The following is an 18,361-nucleotide window of genomic DNA, read 5'->3' on the forward strand; positions in this document are numbered from 1 at the left end:
ATAGAAACCACCGCCACCTTAGTAAAGAGAATGCTTAGGAAGAGTAGGCGTATTGTCCGCCTGAAAGACGCTGATTAAACAAACTTTGCTCAAATTCATTACAAGGCATCGGTTTACCATAGAGAAAGCCTTGCCCAATATCACAACCCTCACCAATAAGAAACTGCTCTTGTTGGGGGGATTCAATGCCCTCAATAACCACTTGGAGGTCCAGTTTTTTAGCTATGTGTATGATAGAGCAAATGATCGCACGATCATCGTCCGACTTTTCCATTTGCTGGACAAAGCTCTTATCAATCTTGATGGCATCAAATGGGTATTTCTTCAAATAGCTGAAAGAGGCGTACCCTGTACCAAAGTCATCAAGTGACAATGTCACACCTAGTTCGTGCAATTTGTTTAGCGTTGTGCGTGCTACGATTTCGTCGGCAATTAAAGCGCTCTCGGTCACCTCGAGTTCAAGAAAATGTGCTGGTAAATGGAAGGATTCGAGTAGGTGTTGCACTTGCTCTGCAAAGTTCACGTTTTGTAATTGAATTGGAGAGACGTTAACGGCAATTTTGAAATTATCAATTAACTCCGACCACTGTTTCGCTTTGTCTATCGCGGTACGAAGAACAAAAGAGCCAACTTCAAAAATAAGCCCGTTTTGTTCGGCCATATGTATTAATGCTTCGTTAGAGACGTCGCCCAGTATTGGGTGTCTCCAGCGCAGCAATGCTTCTGCGCCAATCCATTTGTGAGTATGGGGATGAACTTTGGGCTGAAAGTACAGCATCAGGTCGTCATTTCTTACCGCTTGCAATAAGTAGCTTTCCAATTGATTGTGGTTGTTTAGCTCATTCGAATGACTTTCACAAAAATAACTATACGCTTCGCCAGACTCTTTACACAGCAGCATGGCATAGCATGCATTTTGAAGAAGTTGTTTGGCATTGCTGGTTTGGTGGGCTTGTACAACACCAATATAAGAGTTGAGGTGAACCTCTGTGTCTTTTATATAAAAGCTTCCCAAGCCAATATTGGTGATATCATCCAGTAGCTTACGCAATTTCATATCAATATCGTTGCCCCAAATGAGTAATACAAGGTCATTCGAGCTCGGCCTCCCGGTAACAAAATAACTCGATTCTCGTTTACCAAGGCGATACCGAAATTCTTTTAATATCTCGTCAAAGGCCTCAAAGCCATAACGGGTTTGGATACTGCGAGCATTACTAAAGCCAATGTTTATCACGAGCAGTGATTGCTGACTATGATCCAACGTTCCGAGTGTCTCTCCGACAACACTTTCCAGTGCTGCGCGGTTTAAGAATCCGGTTCCCTGATCGTGTGTTTTTTGGTAGCTCACTTGTTTTTCTGCAGCCTTACGACGATCAATCTCTTTTGTTAGGGAGTAACTCAACTGCGCTAGGTCAGTAGTACGGTTCTCAACTCGATTTTTGAGTTCATTATTAAGACGCTGGAGTTTGTGTTGCTGATACACGACGGAGAGCTGCGCTTCGATTGAGTCTTTGAAAGTTCCGAGCAATTGGCGGTAAGTGTCGCTGTATTCATTCTTCTTGGAATCAAGCATGCAGATGGTTCCAAACGTCTCTCCGTTTGGCCAGAATAACGGTAAACCACAATAAGATATCATGCCTAGTTTGATGTCAGGGTTATTGCACCATTCTTCATCCTCGAGCGCACTAGGAACCATGAGTTCGCTCTTATGCTCAATGACATGCTCACAATACAAACCGTTCCCGAGTAGTTCAGCATCGCCAGTACGATAGGGGTTACCTTGAGTTTCACTGGATGTGTTGACTTCAATACGATCTGGATGGATACGCATGATTAATGTGGTGGGTACGTGCGTTATTTGAGCCAGTAAGTTGACGATTTCCTGCCAGCTTTTTTGCATAGACTCAGGGATTTCATAATCTAATGTTTGCAATCTCCCCATATAGGTCATCCTTTACGTGGTTTCACTTCCTGTGAATTTAAAATGTAGACTGCTCTATCTTGTTCTCGGTTTTTAATTAAGTATAGGGTGGCTGGGGCTTGAAACAAAAAAAAGTCCTGAAAAGTGTTCAGGACTAGGAATAGTTATCACATATCTCATACTTGAAACAGATAACAAGCATTAAGGTTTAAGCGATTTTAGCGACTCAATAGAAATGTCTTGCGAATAGTCGACGTCTTCAAAGTTAAAGCCATTTAGCTTCATAAATTCATCTTTAAAGCCTTGGTAATCACCAATCTCTTTAAAGTTATTGGCGTTCATTTGTTCTAAAAGAGCATGGACTTCTTGTTGTACTTGCGGGTCAAGCTCTAAGTCGTCTATCCGGATTAAGCGTTCGCCGTCAACAGGCACTTTATCTTGATCGTACAATTTAGTGGTAAACAGTCGCTGCATTTGTTCAATACAACGTTCGTGAGTACCTTTTTCCTTCATCACTCGATACAGTGCTAAAAGGTAGGGACTTAGCGCAGGAATGAACACACTGGCTTTCGTCACCAACGCCTTACACACTGTTGCGTAAGCACCGCCGTCAAAGTTGGCAAGTTTTAGATTCAACGAGTGACTTGTTTGGTGTAAATCGATTTTCGCTCGACCTAACGTACCATCGAGATAGATAGGGTGCGTAACGTCTGGTCCCATGTAAGAAAACGCGATGGTTTTGCAGCCTTGTGCAATCGAGTCGTTATTAATCAGTGTATCAATCCAGCTTTCCCAGTCTTCACCGCCCATCACTTTGATAGTGGCTTCGGCCTCTTCCTCTGTTGCGGGAGTTAAAGTGGTTTCAACCCACTGATCGTTCTCCAGCATAATTGAAGCGCCAGTGACAGACTCACCAATAGGCTTAATGACACTGCGCCAAAACTCATCAGACTCTGGTTTAGGTCGAACACCCGTCGCTAAGCTATAGATGACTAAATCAACTTCACCTTCAAAGTACGTTTCAATGGCTTCAATCACCTGATTGCGGACAGAGTCAGTGAATGCGTCACCAACAATATTGATGGCGGTACGCCCCGCGTGATTTGCTTCTTGTTTAAAAAAAATGTTGTTATACCAACCCGCACTTCCAACGCCTTTATCTGAAGGCCCGCGCTCGAAGGAGACACCAATGGTATCAGCTTTAGCACCTCCGAAGGTGAGGGCAATACGAGCCGCTAACCCGAAACCAGAGGAAGCACCAATAATCAAAACCCGTTTTGGACCGCTTTTGATCTGCGGGGCGTGTTTTACGTATTCAATTTGCTCTTTAATGGATGCATGACACCCGTATGGGTGAGCAGAGCGAGCAACAACACCTTGAATTAAAGGGTCTATTCGCATGTTGTTATCTATCCTCGATGAGTGGAATTGAAAATAGATTAACGTAAAGTTAAGTAAAACTTATTGAGCTAGACCATTAAAATTAGAGATGTTTAATTAATTCTTGAGCAACAAAGTCAGCAATCCAAGGCTGTGCATCAGGCTTTGGGTGAAGGCCATCATCCATCATCCACTCGGGTTTGATGACCACATGCTCCAAGAAGAATGGCATCAAGGTAACTTGTTGATGTTGTGCAAGCTTAGGGTAGATATCGTAAAACATATCGCTATAGCGCTTACCATAATTAGGTGGCACTCGAATTTGCATCATGACAACGTCCGCACCTGAATCTTTTATCATGGTAATCATTTTTGAGAGATTCGACGTAATAAGTTTAGGAGGGAAACCCCTCAGGCCATCGTTGGCACCTAACTCAATGAGCACCATATCAGGGCTGTGCTGGGTTAGCAGCTGCGGTAATCGAGCTAAGCCGTTGCCTGTGGTATCGCCAGAAATGCTGGCATTAATAACTGTTACATCTTGACCATGTTCTGACAACGCATCAGGGAGTAAGCTAGGCCAACTCTTTTCGATCGGCATCTGATAGCCCGCGCTCAGGCTATCACCTAAGACAAGTAGCTTTTCGCTCGCATGTGCAGTAGCGGAAAAACAAAAAAATAGAACTAAGGAAAGTATACGAATCATGCAAACACCTGTACTTAATGCACCTATTGTTCAAGCCAATTTGGTTTCTAAACAAGTCTCTACTAATCAAGAGCAATTAACAATCCTCAAAGATGTAAATGTTGACATCAGGAAAGGAGAAAAAATCGCCATCGTCGGTACTTCCGGTGCGGGTAAGTCAACGTTGATGACGTTGTTAGCTGGCCTTGATACACCAACATCAGGTGAAATTACCTTGTTAGGTCATGAGTTATCAAAACTTGACGATGAAGCTCGCGCAAAAATTCGCGCTGACTCTCTGGGTTTTGTTTTCCAAAGTTTCTTATTAATCCCGAGCTTGAGTGCATTACGCAATGTTACGCTTCCTTGTCTTTTACGTGGTGAAGCCGAAGATGAAGCAAGAGCAGCCGAATTATTAACCGCTGTTGGATTGGAAAAACGTGTCGATCATCTTCCAAGTCAGTTATCTGGTGGTGAACAACAACGTGTCGCGCTAGCACGTGCCTTTATGACACAGCCTGAACTGTTGTTCGCAGACGAGCCTACCGGCAATCTTGACCATCAAACCGCAGACAAAGTGATTGAGCTGCTATTCGATCTTAATGAGCAGCATGGAACAACGCTGATATTAGTTACACACGATGGTCACCTAGCAAGTCGATGTGACCGTATTTATCGTATGGAAGCGGGTGAGCTTAAGGAGGAGGTGTAATGTCTGCAGTATCATCAAGCGAAGCAACATCGACAGAAAGAAGCAGTGCAATAAAACACTCGTCAAACAAAAGCCTAATACATTGGAGTTTCGGCGAAATAAGACAGGGGAACCTTTGGCCTATTAGCGTTGCTCTTATTCTTGTGATTGCGAGCATCTTTGCGCTTTCTGCATTAGCGGAGCGAATGGAGCAGGTGATCGTCAAACAGGGGAAGGATGCATTGACAGCGGATGCGGTGTTTGTGTCTGCTAATCCTATACCTGACACGTTGTTATCCTCGACTGAAAACCTAGAACGTTCGACGATGACACGATTTGCCACGATGGCATTTAGCGACAATGGTATGCAGTTGATTTCCGTAAGGGCAGTAGACGACAATTACCCTTTAATGGGAGAACTGGTACTAGACAACAACCCATCCGGTCGCGTTAAAGAGAACCAACTCTGGCTTGATGAGCGGATTATGGCTCAACTAGACGTCAAGTCGGGTGACAGCGTCACTATAGGCGATGCCGATTTTACGGTTTCAGGTGCAGTGCTGATGGAACCTGGATTAAGCTTTAACCCATTTCAACAAATGCCTTCTGCATACATTCATCAAAAAGACGTTGAGAAAACGGGAGCGATTCAAGTCGGGAGTCGAGTTCAATACCGTCTGTTTCTACAAGCCGATGATAAAACACTAAAGAGCTTACAAGATGATACGCAGCTTTCTCCGAGCGATCGCTGGCGCACGCAAGATACTGCCAGTCGTAGCAATGAGGTTTTTGAACGAACAACGCAGTATTTGTCTCTAACTGTTGCGATTGTCATCATTATGGCAGCGACAACATTGGTTCTTACTTGCCAAAACTATGTGAATAGTCGAACACAAACCATTGCGATGCTAAAAAGCCTTGGCGCAAGTCGACGATGGATTGAAAAATGGCTGTTTATTCAAGTCACAATCCTGCTCATTAGCGCCAGTGTCGTTGGGTTATTGTTGGGAAGTGGGCTGGAGTACTTGTTGCGCATTCCACTCAAAGACTTATTACCCGAGCCTCTACCTAGTTACGGCGTCACTCCATATCTAGTGTCGTTTATCTCAGCGGTCCTGATCACCGTTCCTGCCCTTGGCATACCATTGTTGGGTTTGATTAAAACTCCAGCCTTAGAAGTGCTACAGCAGGGTAAAGCACAACGTTCTTGGAAGCGAATGTTGCTCGTTCTAGTCCCCGTTGTTCCATTACTTTTGCTTTATGCTGATAATACCTTAGTTTGGATTGTTCTTATTGGTATTGCAGTACTGTTTGTTGTGCTTGCTGCAGTGAGCGTCGCACTCACAAAATTGTTTGCGCGTATTTCAACACAACCTGCCATGAAGCTTGCGTTGAGTCGTATCAACCGCACGCCAGTAACCAGTGGCCTGCAGTTTGGTGCTTTGGCGTTGTCTTTGATGCTGCTATCTATTATCTGGCTTGTGCGCAGCGATATTCTCGCGGATTGGGAGAGAACCTTACCTGCAGACGCGCCAAATGTCTTCGCATTAAATATTGGTGATTACGAACTCGATAGCTACCTAGAAACCTTAGATAAAAATGGGGTTACACGGTCACAAGCTTATCCAATTATTCGTGGTCGATTGACAGAGATTAATGGTCAAAACGTCAAAGAGATTGAATACGAAGGAGAAGGCTCTGACGCAATACGTCGTGAATTGAACCTTACGTGGGGAAACAGCCTGCCAGTGTATAATGATGTGCTTGCGGGTGAATGGACAAATAAAGGGAGTGTCTCCGTAGAAGCCGATGTAGCAAATGACTTGGGCATCGAACTTGGTGACAAACTGCGCTTTGTTATTAATAGCCAGAACTACGATGCGGTAGTAGATACCATTCGTTATGTTGAATGGCGTGATATGAAGCCTAACTTTTACTTTATTTTCTCATCCGACGTTATGGCTAATCTACCGGGTTCTTACCTCATCAGTTATAGAATTGATGAAGGGAACGAAGCACTATTAACGTCTATGTCTCGATCTCACCCAACGGTATCTGTTTTAGATATTCGTACCATGGGCGAAAAAATCCAGGACTTGATTCAACAAATCGTATCGGCAATCACTATTCTTGCTCTTTTAGGCGTGGTTGCGGGGTTGCTACTTATCTTTACGCTATTGAGATTAAGCTTATCCCAACGTCAGCAGGAGATCCGCTTGTATCGCACATTAGGTTCAAGTAAAAAACGGATCAATACGACTCTGTGGGCCGAATACGGCATTATGGCGTTGATAGCTAGCGGTGTTGCCGTATTCGCTGCGGAAGTTTGTGTGGCCGCGGTAATGACATATGGCTTCGATCTGAACGCACAAATTCACCCCGAATTGTGGATAGCTTTACCACTGGCAACATTTGTTACGTTGGCACTTGTCGTAATGAGTTTGTTGAAAAGATTGTTAACGCCAGTAAACACTTAATCACTGCAAATGTTATTAAATGTGGAACACTCCATGACACTTTTATTTTAGTTATCCACAAAAACAGTGGATAACTTTTGGGATAACTAAATGGGGTAAAAAGTGGGGTGTTTCTGCAGGCTTTGCGCCATGGGTCTTACAGTGAGATTGTTATTCACATAGGCACAAAAAAGTGTCTTCCTAACCATGTCGTCAAGTACTTTTTTTGCAATTTTTTTCTACTTTAACGCACCATAAAGGCGCAGTTGAATATTTCGCAAACCCATGAACTTTTTGTGATTTTAATCAAGCCCAAACACGAGTAGAATCCACCGTTAGTAAAGAATTTTCCTTATAAAATTTTTAGTGAAGCAATGAAGTCTGAGTTTCCAAATTACAAAGATAAGCACATCGCTGTTGTTGGTGGCGGTGTTGCAGGTGCAACAGCAGCAATTCATTTTGCGGAGCTGGGTTTTAAAGTTTCCGTAATAGAGAGGGGCGTATCACTGGTAAATGGTCCGCCCATTTGCCATTTACATGCAGGTGGCAACTTATATCGAGAGATTTCTGAGCAACAATGTTTAGATTTGTTAGCACAATCCATTGATACTGTTCGCCTATATCCGCTTTCACTGAATATTCGCCCGACGATCATTGCAGTCCCTTATTCTGATGGTGGAGATCCATCCGCACTGATTCCTCGACTAGAGGTGGTGAAAAATGCGTATCAAAAGCTCGTTGATAAAGATCAAAGCAACAAAGTGCTTGGTGAGCCAAGCGAATACTACAAATTGTATTCAAAAGAGGATCTAGAAGCACTCGCACAACGTACTCAACCAAGTCACCCTGCAACCTTTGATGAGTGGTGTATTCCTTTTGCTCAACATGCTGATCTAGAAGCGCTAAAGTACCCAGTAGTGGCGGTTCAGGAATATGGCTGGAGTGTTTTTCGCCTTGCCGCAATTGCCAACTTAACGTTGAACGCTCTGCCAAACGCCTCAGTATGCACACAAGCAACGCTCAAACAAGCGGACTGGATGGGTAATCACTGGCAACTTGGTTACGAACGAGATGGCATTGATTATCTTATGACATGTGACTACTTGGTCAATGCATGTGGTTTTGAAACAGGATCCATTGACAATACCATCGGTGCCAAGCGTGATAGGTTAGTTGAGTTTAAAGCCGCTTATGTAACCAAGTGGGCAGACTGCCAACAACTTTGGCCAGAAGTTATTTTCCATGGACCGCGTGGAACTGATAAAGGAATGGCTCAACTGACCCCCTATGGTGATGGTTATTTTCAGCTTCACGGCATGACGAAAGGCATTACGCTATTTGAAGATGGCTTAGTTGAGAGTACGCCGTCCTCAGCTCAGCCCGAACTGCCAGTTCCTTTACTCTCAAAGATACGTAACGGTTGGCGAGAAGAAGTCTTAGCAGAACGAACCAATAATGCTATCAAACACATGGCGCAGTTCATTCCCGACTATCACTCTGCTATCAAAGGGGGAAAAGCCCTGTTTGGTGCCCAGCAAATTCCTGGAACGGATCCGGTACTCAGGGCAGCCGATGTGACCTTTGAAGACAACCATTACGCGCGGATAGAAGTGGTAAAAGCGTCATCAACACTACTCGCAGCGCAAAAAATGCTTCAGTTCTGGTTTGATATCGAACCTAACCAAAACGTGGAATCCCAACATCCTGTCGCTGTGCATTGGTCTGAACAAGAAATTGAGCAGTACGCGATTAAACTCACGCAAGAGCGAGACTATCCGCAAGCGTTAGCAGAGCGTTATGGGATGCCTGCATAACCGTTACGTATGGGCTCAGAGGTTGTACTAATATCCAAAAAACTGAGCCCATTGGCACCATACTTCTTGCAAGCCTTGTCTATCTCCTTTCACAAAATTCACTTTTTGCCCGGGTTTCGCCTGTGCCAACCTTGGCAGGTCAATACGTGCTACACAGCCAAACTTAGGATAGCCACCGATGGTTTGATGGTCGTTGAGCAACACAATGGGATTACCATCGTTAGGAACTTGAATCGATCCTAGCGCAATTCCTTCCGACAGTACGCCTTCGTAAGGCGGTTTGATTTTGTTTCCTTCAAGACGATAGCCCATACGATTTGAATCAGGGGATATGGTGAATGCGTTGCTATAAAAGGCTTGGCGAGCGTCTTCATCAAAGTCCTCATTTTGATAGCCTTCAATCACTCTCAGCTTGATAGGTAAGTTGTAATCCGGCTTAAAGCGAAATGTCATCAGCCTTGGTTTGTGTTTCGGTAAGTTATGAGGAAAAAAGGGAAGAATATCGCCTGCTTTTAAAGCGCCACCATTTGAGTCATAACCACCAAGAAATTCTCTCGTGACTGTAGAGGCACTTCCTAAGTGCTGAGCAATATCGAACCCACCTTTAACCGCAAGATAGGATCGAAGTCCATTTTTTGCGACTCCGAACTGCAGCTTCTGCCCCTTCTTTAATATAAAGTCAGACCAATTTGAGATAGGCTCACCATCTACTTTTGCATTCAAATCACCACCACATATTGCAAGATGGCAGTTATGTAGTGCGACAAAGCAAGCGTTACCCAAAGTAATTTCAATCGCAGCACAATTGACTACGTTCCCAAGTAAATGGTTTGCCCAACTGTAGGCGTAATCATCTACGGGGCCACCTTGAGTCACGCCAATATGCGCTAAGCCAAAACGACCAAAGTCTTGAATCAAAGAAAGTGGCCCTGACTTTTCCACCAGCAATCCAGCGTAACTCATAGAACACCTCCTAACTCGATAAACTTTTGTTTGGAAATGGCACTAAACGTGACCTTGTCACCTACTTCAAACGGTATAAAAGGTGGCGTATCAGAGAAAAGGGGAAGCGGGCTTCTACCGATAATGTTCCATCCGCCAGGACTATCTGATGGATAGACGGCCGTTTTAGAGTCTGCGATTCCCACGCTTCCGGCTGGTACTCGCGTTCTTGGTGTAGCTAACCTTGGCATATGTAATTGAGTATCGACATCGGAGAGGAATGCAAAACCTGGAGCAAAACCAATCGCTGAAACCGCATACTCGGCCTGAGTATGTAAAGAAATGAGCGCGTCTAATGATAGTCCACGATCTTGAAAGCGGGACAAATCTAGCGCGGTTTCTTCGGAGTAGTATACGGGAATAGTGATGTGGTTAGGTTGAACAAGGCTGAGCGATTGAGTATCAAACTGACGGATCATTTGATGCAGTTTATGCACTAAATCTTTTTCATTGATTCGAAAAGGCAAGTAATCAATCAGGATGGTTTGATAGGATGGGACTACGTTCATAATGATTGACGCTAAAGTGTCTTTGATGTTTCGAGCAAGTTTTCCGACCGCATTTTCAGAGATATTCTCGTCAAACTTAATGAAAATACTGCACTCAGAGATCAAAGAGATACTAAATTTCTCTTTATGCATTAATTTCCTCCCGCGTATAGGCTTTGACGGATCTTTTGGATCAGAGCGATCGACTCTTCATTGTCACCATGAACACAAATCGTATCGGCTTCCAGTAAAATGTAGCCGCCAGAAGCGGTTTTGACACGCCCAGAATCTGCTAACGTACGGACTTGCTCAAGTATCGCATGCTCATTCTTTAACACGGCATCAGGCTGTGTCCTAGGTGTAAGTAATCCGTCATCTTGATACAAGCGGTCTGCAAATGCTTCAAACAGCAAGGGAACGTCGTAATCATCTGCGATTTCTAAGTATTTTTCGTTTTCCTGTGACGCTAGAATCATTAACGGCACTTTGAATAAAGCTGCCGCCTTTACGACTGATTTAAATATCGCATCACTTTTCATCATGTCGTTGTATAACGCGCCATGAGGCTTTATATAGCTGATATCTGTGTATTGAGCCCGACAAAGTGCCTGTAAAGCGCCTACTTGGTATATAACCATGTTAGTAATTTCATCACCCGTCATGTTTATACTGCGCCTGCCGAAGCCTTGGAGGTCGGCATAGCCCGGGTGTGCTCCAATATCAACATCGTTGTCGTTGGCGAGAGTGATAGTGTCGTGCATGACATTAGGATCGGAAGCATGAAAACCGCACGCGATGTTTGCCATATCAACATGAGGCATAACATCTTCGTCTGCCCCCATAATCCAAGAGCCAAAGCTCTCACCCATGTCACAGTTCAATGTAAGTTGCTGTTTATTCAATGTCATACGTTTTATTTCTACACAAGCAATGGGTTCACGATGCAGGAAAATGCATCTAGGTTCAGTGACTCACTTCATTCTTCTATCATGAAAGCGAGGTTTATGATCTGATGGCTGACGAAAAAGATCACTTTAGTCCATAAAGATGTTGCCGTTATTTGAGTTGATCCGAATTTTAAGGTATTTCGTTCCTTTTCCATCCAATTTTTGAGAATTTAAGGTTATTTTGCATTGGCATCGTGTTAATCTTGTCGCCCTTAATGGGTAATAGATTGCATAACAACGCTTCTGTCATTTTTAGTGGTTGTCTGCGACAGGAATACATATGTCATTACGAGCAAAGCTTATTTGGCCAATTTTGGTTTTTATAACGGCTATCTTTGTTATCTCAAAAGGTTATACCTCGTATACTGCATACCAATCGTCTAAGCATGAGTTGGTCGAACAAACGAGAAAGTTGATTAACAATGTTTCTTTCTCAATTAAAGATGCGCTAACGACAAAGAACAAGCAAAAAGCTCAAACTACTCTCATCAACTTTTTAAACCAGCCGAATGTTACGCGGGTTAAACTTTACGACCAAGATGATCAGCCTTTCGTTGTTCTTGAAGGAAGTGGGGTATCAGCTCCCGTACCTAATCAAACTGAAAGAAGCAAGTTACACGCGCTAGGTTATGCCTTATCAGCCAAATTTCTTTATGTTCTAGAGCCAATTATTCACGATGGTCGTGTCATTGGCAGTATGAGGGTTACGCTTTCCCATCGTCCAATCATAGAAGCCCAACAATCTTTACTTCGAGATGGTGCTGTACTTCTTCTGTTGCTGTTCGCTGGTGGCACTATCTTTTACATAAGTATCGATAGGCTTGTTCTCAAACCTGTTATAGAACTGAGTCATACGATAGAGAGTGTGACACACGGACAAAATACGGATACTCAAGTTCGCTATTACTCCAAGGATGAAATTGGAGAACTCGCACATTCCTTCAATCAAATGATGAACAAGTTAACAACACGCGAGAAACAGCGGCAACATTCATTAGAAATGTTAGAACAAAAGCGGGCGTTTTCAGAAGAAGTCATTGAATCTGTTCAACACGCATTAGTTATTACCGACAACTTCGGGCGTGTTATTTACTGTAATACTGCGACTCGGCAGATATTTCAAAAAAAGTCAGAGGAACTTGAGCATGCCAATATCCGTGATCTAATTAAAACGAAAACGCCGAATGAGCTGAGCCAAATCCTAAGTAGGGGGTTAGAATGCGATGACATTCACCTCAAAAATGCAGACAACGAACAGCAGTTGAGTTTAACCAGTCGTCGTTTGTCCACACATGGACACTTATTGTTTTCGATTCAAGATATCACCGAAATTGAAGAGGCCATGAGCAGGCAGCGTGTTGCGGGGCGTGTTTTTGAGAGCAGCCAAGATGGCCTCATCGTTCTTAATCATCGAGGTGTTATCACAATGGCTAACCCTGCGGTCACTAAGTTAGTTGGGCTAGAGATGGAGCAGCTTATTGGGAAGTCATTTATCCAAACACTTAAGTGGCGCAAGTTGCAGGAAATGATGCCTAGCATCATTGAATCGATAGAAAACTACGGGGTATGGCAAGGGGAAGTTATTGAACAGAACCATCTTGGCCAGTTTGTGCCGATGTTTGCAAGGGTTAATCGTATCGTTAAGTGTGAAGACAATGGGTTCTACGACCTAGTCATTGTTCTTACCGATCTTTCTGGTGCAAAAGAGATGGAACGACTTGAGTACTTAGCTCATCACGATGCACTAACGGGGTTAGCGAATCGCTCCAAGTTCCATTTAGAGTTGGAAGAATTAGTACAACGGTCGGGATACTTACGTGACGAATTTGCGGTGCTTTACCTCGATCTCGATGGTTTTAAAGAGGTTAATGATACCTATGGCCATGACGCAGGTGATGAAGTTCTGAAAAAAGTAGCCGAGCGTCTAACATCTGCGACTCGACATAGTGATTTAATCGCAAGACTTTCGGGTGATGAATTTGTCATGTTGGTTAATCCTGCCAACCAAAAAGTCGTCACCCGAATTGCAGAACAACTGCTCGAAAGCGTATGCACACCAATCGAGTACAAAGGTAACTCGCTCAAGGTTGGCGTTAGCATCGGCGTAAAATTGGTCGGTGTTAATGAGCGAGATGCCACTCGAGTGTTAAAAAGTGCAGATACTGCAATGTACCAAGCAAAAAAAGCCGGAAAAGGCCAAGCAATATTAATGGGATGCGAATTGCAGGAGACAGTTTAAATCGTAACGTCAAAGCTTTAAACTAAACCCATTCGCGTCAGAAGGAATGATAAAATGAAAGTACTTGTTACGGGTGGTATGGGCTATATTGGTAGCCATACATGTATTCAAATGATCGAAGCTGGTATGACGCCAGTGATTCTAGATAACCTGTACAACAGTAAGTCTACGGTCTTAGATCGCATTGAAAAGGTATGTGGCGTAAAGCCAACCTTCATTCAAGCCGATATCAGAGATAAATCGACAATGGTAGAGGTTCTAAAATCGCACGATATAGAAGCGGTTATCCATTTTGCAGGTTTAAAGGCCGTCGGTGAGTCCGTAGCAAAACCTCTAGAGTATTATGACAACAATGTGAATGGCACTTTGGTATTGGTTGATGCAATGCGCGAAGCTGGAGTTAAATCGTTGGTATTTAGCTCCTCAGCAACTGTCTATGGCGATCCTGCTTCTGTTCCAATCACAGAAGACTTTCCAACTAGCGCAACTAACCCTTACGGACGCAGTAAATTAATGGTGGAAGAGTGTTTAACAGACTTCCAAAAGGCGAATCCAGATTGGAGCATCACACTTCTTCGTTACTTTAACCCTGTAGGTTCACATCCAACAGGTGAGTTAGGTGAAGATCCTCAAGGTATTCCAAATAACCTAATGCCGTTTGTTTCTCAAGTTGCAGTGGGCCGACGAGCGTTCCTCTCTGTATTCGGTAGCGACTACCCAACGAAAGATGGCACCGGCGTGCGTGACTACATTCATGTGATGGACTTATCCGATGGTCACGTCGCTGCTTTGGAAAAAGTAGGCAACAAAGCTGGCCTTCATGTCTATAACCTTGGCACTGGCAATGGCTACAGTGTGCTTGAAATGGTGAAAGCATTTGAAGCCGCAAGTGGTAAAGATGTTCCATACCAACTTGTTGAACGTCGTCCAGGCGATATTGCGGAGTGTTGGGCTGATCCATCAAAAGCAATGAATGAGTTAGGTTGGAAAGCGTCTCGCACTCTAGAAGAAATGACTGGTGATACATGGCGTTGGCAATCTAACAACCCTCAAGGTTACCCAGACGTCTAATTTTGATTTACACAATAATAACAAAAAGACGCCTAATTGCGTCTTTTTTGATCCAAATCGGAAAAAATCGTAAATTACTGGTTAAAAGGTAGCAAGTCTATATAGAGCTGTTAAACTATGTCCGACTCTTAATTTGGGTTATAAATTTTCTCATAGCTATTGGGGTAGTTCATGGAACTCGGTCTGATCATCACTTTTATCATTGCAGCAGCAGTAATGGTGAAAAAAGAGATGGCAAAACAGTAAACTTTCATTTTTCATACTTTTCTTTACATTTTTGAAATGAAAGCCATAAAAAAAGCCAGCATTACGCTGGCTTTTGTGTTTTTAAGGTTTAGAACTCGTATTTAACACTAATGTTGTAATTACGCTCAGCTTGCGTTTTATCTCGACTTAACTCAGTCTTACCGCGAACATCGTTCCAAAGATGGTATTCTTCATTCGTCAGATTCATAACACCAGCATGAATGGTTATATCTTTCATTGGTTTGTAGTACGCCGTTAAGTCAACGACTGTCGCAGACGGCAAAGCAACTTGGTCTTTGATTCCGCCTTTATCACCATCAGAGTTGATATCACTGTTCGATTTCTTAGCCGTGTAGTTTACTTTTAGGCTTGTCCCCCAAAGTGCATTTGGTGAATCGTAATTTACCGCTGCCACTGCATTCCATGGGTTGACGCTGTTCAATGGGTTACCATCACCATCTTCACCTTCTGTGTATGCTGCAACAAAACGAGTTGTCACGCCTGATGGAAGACCGGCAATAGCATGCCAATCAAGACGGTTAGAGAGCTCAACCCCTTTAATATTTGCTTCATTAATATTGATATTTGTGAATTCAGTTAAACCACCATTATTTGATGAAGTTTGCTCAATAAAGTCACTGTAATCGCTGTAGTAGAACGCCACTTCAGTTACCGACGCTACAGTGTTATGACGGTAACCAAGCTCATAAGATACACTCTTTTCAGAGCCTAAATTTGGGTTAGGGCGGTTAATATAGCCATGAGACGGATTATCGTAGGTGTAATAAAGCTCGTCGAACGATGGCGCTCGAAACCCTTGGCTCACTTGCGCGAAGATCGTGCCAGGTTGCGATATAGAGTAAGTTGCTCCTAAACGACCAGTTAATGCAGAGTCGCTAAACTTCTCGAATGACTCTTCAGAGGTATTGGAAGGATTAGTAGAGAAGTAATCGTAACGCACACCTGGAGTCAGAATTAGCTTGTCATTAAGAAGTGAAATTTCATCTTGCAAGAATAAACCAAAGCTTTCTTCTTTTGCATCCGGAGTGTAAACGTAAACGGTATCTGGCGTGCCGGGATCGGAATTCAACTCGCGATTGGTATTACTGATGTCACTATGTTTATACGATATTCCGTAAACAATATAGTGATTTTGAATCTCTTTATCTAACTGAGTTTCGAATTCAAATTTGTCTTCAGTATATTCGTAATCTTTTTTCTGTTGGTTGTCACCACTAGGCGGTACGTAAGGTGGATAACCTGGGCTGGCTTCGATAAAGCGATTAGACACGCCGTTTTCTTCTTTACCAATCCATGTAAGCTTGGACGTGATCGTATCCGAGATAGCTGCATCTGCAAACCAAATGTGCTTGAGCCCAATGCGATTTTGCTTGGTTGTGTCTTCAGCGTTGAAATTTTTGTAACTTTTATGTGCGATCTCTGAGTCAGTCTCGTTGTAAATAACTTCTCCCAAGAACTCCAAGCGATGAGCGTCATTCAATTGAGATTGAAGTTTTACCAATAGATCGTTTTTGTAATAATCTTGGTTGTCCACAGAATAGTTATCGTAAGGTGTCTTAGAGAAATTTTGTAGCTCTGCACCATCACGTCGTGTAAAGGCAACAAGTGCTTCTGTATTACCGAAACGCTTTGCTAAAGCTACGTGCTCACTAAAAGAGTTATCTTCCGATGAATAAGAAAGTTTTGCTTGACCACCAAAGTCTTTACCATCTTTGAGGAAATCCTTCGGATCTTTTGTTTCGAATGCGACAACACCCCCAATTGCATCACTACCATGTAGACTAGAAGCTGCACCTTTAACAATTTCGACACTCTTTAGCATATCAGGGTCAACAGTAACGGCACTAGAATTGATAAACGAATATGGTCCACCGCTGAATACACCTGGTTGAGATGCACCGTCTACTAAGATTTTAACTCGTTTACCTTCCGTCCCGCGAATGTTAATACTTTGAACGCCTTGGCGTTGAGTGCCATTAACAGTAACTCCTGGCGTATACTCGAATAGATCATTCAAGTCCTTTACCATGTTTTCTTCGATTTCTTTCTCAGAAATAACGGCAACAGACGCAGCAACCGTATCCATGGTTTGGTTAGTACGGGTTGCCGACACAACGACTTCTTCAAACTTAGAAACTTCTTCCGCATAAGCAGTCTGGGAAAGGGCAACTAAAATCGAGGCTGACAAAATTGTTTTGTTATACATTGGCTTCAATACCTTAGATCCATAATAGGTAACAACAAACGGGATATTAATGGATCTAAATAATAATTACTATCATTACCATTGTCATTTATTGGTTTGTATTGAATCTTCTTCTTTGGCTATGAGCATTCCTAGTCTTTAGTTATCAATATGTTATATTATTTGTCGTTAGTTCTTGATAAGTTCATCCAAATACAACGAATGTGATAGATATCACATTAAGAGAGGCCATGTGCAGAGTCCAATTACATTAGAAGCACTCCATATTCTAGATGCTATTGATCGAAGAGGGAGTTTTGCTGCTGCTGCGAATGAGTTAGACAGAGCCCCTTCATCGCTGAGCTATCAAATCCAGAAACTCGAGCAAGATTTAGACATTATTATCTTCGATCGCTCTGGTCACAAAGCCCATTTTACTGAAGCAGGTAAGCTTATTCTTGAAAGAGGAAGAGCCATTTTACAAGCCAGTGAAAAGTTAGTGAACGATGCAACGTTATTGGCGAATGGCTGGGAACTGGATATTACCATTGCCTTTGATGGCATTATTCCTATATCCAATTTCTTCCCTATGGTTGATGCATTGGCTGAAGTAAGCTCAACACGAGTCAGACTGCAAGAAGAGATCTTGGCTGGTAGCTGGGAATCGCTGAATACAGGTAGAGCGGATTTACTGATTTGCCCATCACTGGATACACTTCCTCAAGAAGTCAAATCAGAAAAAATTGGTAAAATGAGCATGTTTTGGGTAGCGGCAGCTGATCACTATGTTCACAAGCGTAGTGGTAAGTTTGATGAGGCGGCGCGAGAAAAGTACCGAATCATTGCCATTGCAGACACTGCACGCGAACAACCCGCGCTCTCAATTAATATCATTCAAAAACAGCCTCGCTTGACCGTCACCAACTTTACGGCAAAAGTAGATGCGCTCACTGCAGGTTTAGGCATTGGTACGTTACCAAGCCAAATTGCACAACCTTTGATTGATAGTGGCGTATTGAAGCGAATCGAAGGTACAGAAGAGCAACCGATGGATATTATCTTAGCATGGCGCCGAAATACCATGGGTGAGGCGAAATCCTGGTGTATTCAATACTTGAAAAAGAATTGGAAACTAAAGTAACAACGTAACTTTTACTTCTTAGGTTCCCATTGCTTATCGAATCTAAGAAGTAAAGTTATCGCTAATGCTTT

Annotated in this window: 13 protein-coding genes; 6 read left to right on the plus strand and 7 right to left on the minus strand. The window is 43.1% G+C overall.

Features of this window, described 5'->3' with window-relative positions; genetic code table 11:
- Positions 1 to 34 precede the first annotated feature (34 nt).
- The 3 genes from NDJ01_RS22795 to tesA all read right to left on the minus strand — a co-directional run bounded on the left by NDJ01_RS22795 (position 35) and on the right by tesA (position 4,010).
- Complete coding sequence (locus NDJ01_RS22795; RefSeq protein WP_152814681.1) at positions 35 to 1,945, minus strand: EAL domain-containing protein; 1,911 nt, start codon at positions 1,943 to 1,945, stop codon at positions 35 to 37.
- 180 nt (positions 1,946 to 2,125) lie between these two features.
- A complete protein-coding gene (gene fabV / locus NDJ01_RS22800; protein WP_258587407.1) occupies positions 2,126 to 3,325 on the minus strand; it encodes an enoyl-ACP reductase FabV in 1,200 nt (399 codons plus the stop codon).
- 82 nt (positions 3,326 to 3,407) lie between these two features.
- The gene (gene tesA, locus NDJ01_RS22805; RefSeq protein WP_005395483.1) at positions 3,408 to 4,010 is read right to left on the minus strand and encodes a multifunctional acyl-CoA thioesterase I/protease I/lysophospholipase L1; all 603 of its coding nucleotides are present in this window, start codon (positions 4,008 to 4,010) and stop codon (positions 3,408 to 3,410) included.
- Between tesA and NDJ01_RS22810 the strand changes: the two genes are divergently transcribed.
- The 3 genes from NDJ01_RS22810 to NDJ01_RS22820 all read left to right on the plus strand — a co-directional run bounded on the left by NDJ01_RS22810 (position 4,009) and on the right by NDJ01_RS22820 (position 8,950).
- Entirely contained in the window at positions 4,009 to 4,701 is a 693-nt protein-coding gene (locus NDJ01_RS22810; RefSeq protein ID WP_005395482.1) for an ABC transporter ATP-binding protein, read from the plus strand. The two genes, tesA and NDJ01_RS22810, sit on opposite strands and share 2 nt — an antisense overlap.
- Positions 4,701 to 7,157: an ABC transporter permease gene (locus NDJ01_RS22815; RefSeq protein WP_258587408.1), complete on the plus strand. Its 2,457-nt coding sequence runs from the start codon at positions 4,701 to 4,703 to the stop codon at positions 7,155 to 7,157. The genes NDJ01_RS22810 and NDJ01_RS22815 overlap by 1 nt, the downstream gene beginning before the upstream one ends.
- 353 nt (positions 7,158 to 7,510) lie before the next feature.
- Entirely contained in the window at positions 7,511 to 8,950 is a 1,440-nt protein-coding gene (locus tag NDJ01_RS22820) for an FAD-dependent oxidoreductase (protein WP_258587409.1), read from the plus strand.
- Positions 8,951 to 8,977: 27 nt separating this feature from the next.
- Here the strand turns inward: NDJ01_RS22820 and NDJ01_RS22825 are convergent, their stop codons facing one another.
- Genes NDJ01_RS22825 through NDJ01_RS22835 form a run of 3 tightly spaced genes read right to left on the minus strand, consistent with a single transcriptional unit; the run spans position 8,978 to position 11,348 of the window.
- On the minus strand, positions 8,978 to 9,913 hold the full coding sequence (locus NDJ01_RS22825; RefSeq protein WP_114323730.1) for a biotin-dependent carboxyltransferase family protein: 936 nt from the start codon (positions 9,911 to 9,913) through the stop codon (positions 8,978 to 8,980).
- Complete coding sequence (locus NDJ01_RS22830) at positions 9,910 to 10,593, minus strand: allophanate hydrolase subunit 1 (protein ID WP_258587410.1); 684 nt, start codon at positions 10,591 to 10,593, stop codon at positions 9,910 to 9,912. Before NDJ01_RS22830 ends, NDJ01_RS22825 begins: the two co-directional genes overlap by 4 nt.
- A complete protein-coding gene (locus NDJ01_RS22835; protein WP_258587411.1) occupies positions 10,593 to 11,348 on the minus strand; it encodes a 5-oxoprolinase subunit PxpA in 756 nt (251 codons plus the stop codon). The genes NDJ01_RS22830 and NDJ01_RS22835 overlap by 1 nt, the downstream gene beginning before the upstream one ends.
- A 319-nt stretch (positions 11,349 to 11,667) precedes the next feature.
- Here NDJ01_RS22835 and NDJ01_RS22840 point away from each other — a divergent pair, with 319 nt between their 5' ends.
- Both NDJ01_RS22840 and galE read left to right on the plus strand, forming a co-directional pair.
- Entirely contained in the window at positions 11,668 to 13,626 is a 1,959-nt protein-coding gene (locus tag NDJ01_RS22840) for a diguanylate cyclase domain-containing protein (RefSeq protein WP_258587412.1), read from the plus strand.
- Positions 13,627 to 13,680: 54 nt separating this feature from the next.
- Entirely contained in the window at positions 13,681 to 14,697 is a 1,017-nt protein-coding gene (gene galE, locus NDJ01_RS22845) for a UDP-glucose 4-epimerase GalE (RefSeq protein WP_258587413.1), read from the plus strand.
- A 334-nt stretch (positions 14,698 to 15,031) separates the two neighbouring features.
- On the opposite strand, the gene NDJ01_RS22850 is transcribed toward galE, so the two are convergent.
- Positions 15,032 to 17,170, minus strand: coding sequence for a TonB-dependent hemoglobin/transferrin/lactoferrin family receptor (locus NDJ01_RS22850; protein ID WP_065646250.1), 2,139 nt, complete (start codon positions 17,168 to 17,170; stop codon positions 15,032 to 15,034).
- Between the two features lie 232 nt (positions 17,171 to 17,402).
- On the opposite strand from NDJ01_RS22850, the gene NDJ01_RS22855 reads away from it, so the two are divergent.
- Positions 17,403 to 18,290: a LysR family transcriptional regulator gene (locus tag NDJ01_RS22855; protein WP_005395465.1), complete on the plus strand. Its 888-nt coding sequence runs from the start codon at positions 17,403 to 17,405 to the stop codon at positions 18,288 to 18,290.
- The last annotated feature ends 71 nt before the right edge of the window (positions 18,291 to 18,361 follow it).

This window comes from Vibrio sp. HS-50-1 (assembly GCF_024747315.1).
GTDB lineage: Bacteria > Pseudomonadota > Gammaproteobacteria > Enterobacterales > Vibrionaceae > Vibrio > Vibrio diabolicus.

Bases quoted from the DNA above. Each gene is read 5' to 3' on its own strand.
- NDJ01_RS22825 (WP_114323730.1), bottom strand. From the start codon at position 9,913: ATGAGTTACGCTGGATTGCTGGTGGAAAAGTCAGGGCCACTTTCTTTG.
- NDJ01_RS22795 (WP_152814681.1), bottom strand. From the start codon at position 1,945: ATGGGGAGATTGCAAACATTAGATTATGAAATCCCTGAGTCTATGCAA.
- NDJ01_RS22820 (WP_258587409.1), top strand. From the start codon at position 7,511: ATGAAGTCTGAGTTTCCAAATTACAAAGATAAGCACATCGCTGTTGTT.
- tesA (WP_005395483.1), bottom strand. From the start codon at position 4,010: ATGATTCGTATACTTTCCTTAGTTCTATTTTTTTGTTTTTCCGCTACT.
- NDJ01_RS22835 (WP_258587411.1), bottom strand. From the start codon at position 11,348: ATGACATTGAATAAACAGCAACTTACATTGAACTGTGACATGGGTGAG.
- NDJ01_RS22840 (WP_258587412.1), top strand. From the start codon at position 11,668: ATGTCATTACGAGCAAAGCTTATTTGGCCAATTTTGGTTTTTATAACG.
- fabV (WP_258587407.1), bottom strand. From the start codon at position 3,325: ATGCGAATAGACCCTTTAATTCAAGGTGTTGTTGCTCGCTCTGCTCAC.
- NDJ01_RS22815 (WP_258587408.1), top strand. From the start codon at position 4,701: ATGTCTGCAGTATCATCAAGCGAAGCAACATCGACAGAAAGAAGCAGT.
- NDJ01_RS22810 (WP_005395482.1), top strand. From the start codon at position 4,009: ATGCAAACACCTGTACTTAATGCACCTATTGTTCAAGCCAATTTGGTT.
- NDJ01_RS22830 (WP_258587410.1), bottom strand. From the start codon at position 10,593: ATGCATAAAGAGAAATTTAGTATCTCTTTGATCTCTGAGTGCAGTATT.
- NDJ01_RS22850 (WP_065646250.1), bottom strand. From the start codon at position 17,170: ATGTATAACAAAACAATTTTGTCAGCCTCGATTTTAGTTGCCCTTTCC.
- galE (WP_258587413.1), top strand. From the start codon at position 13,681: ATGAAAGTACTTGTTACGGGTGGTATGGGCTATATTGGTAGCCATACA.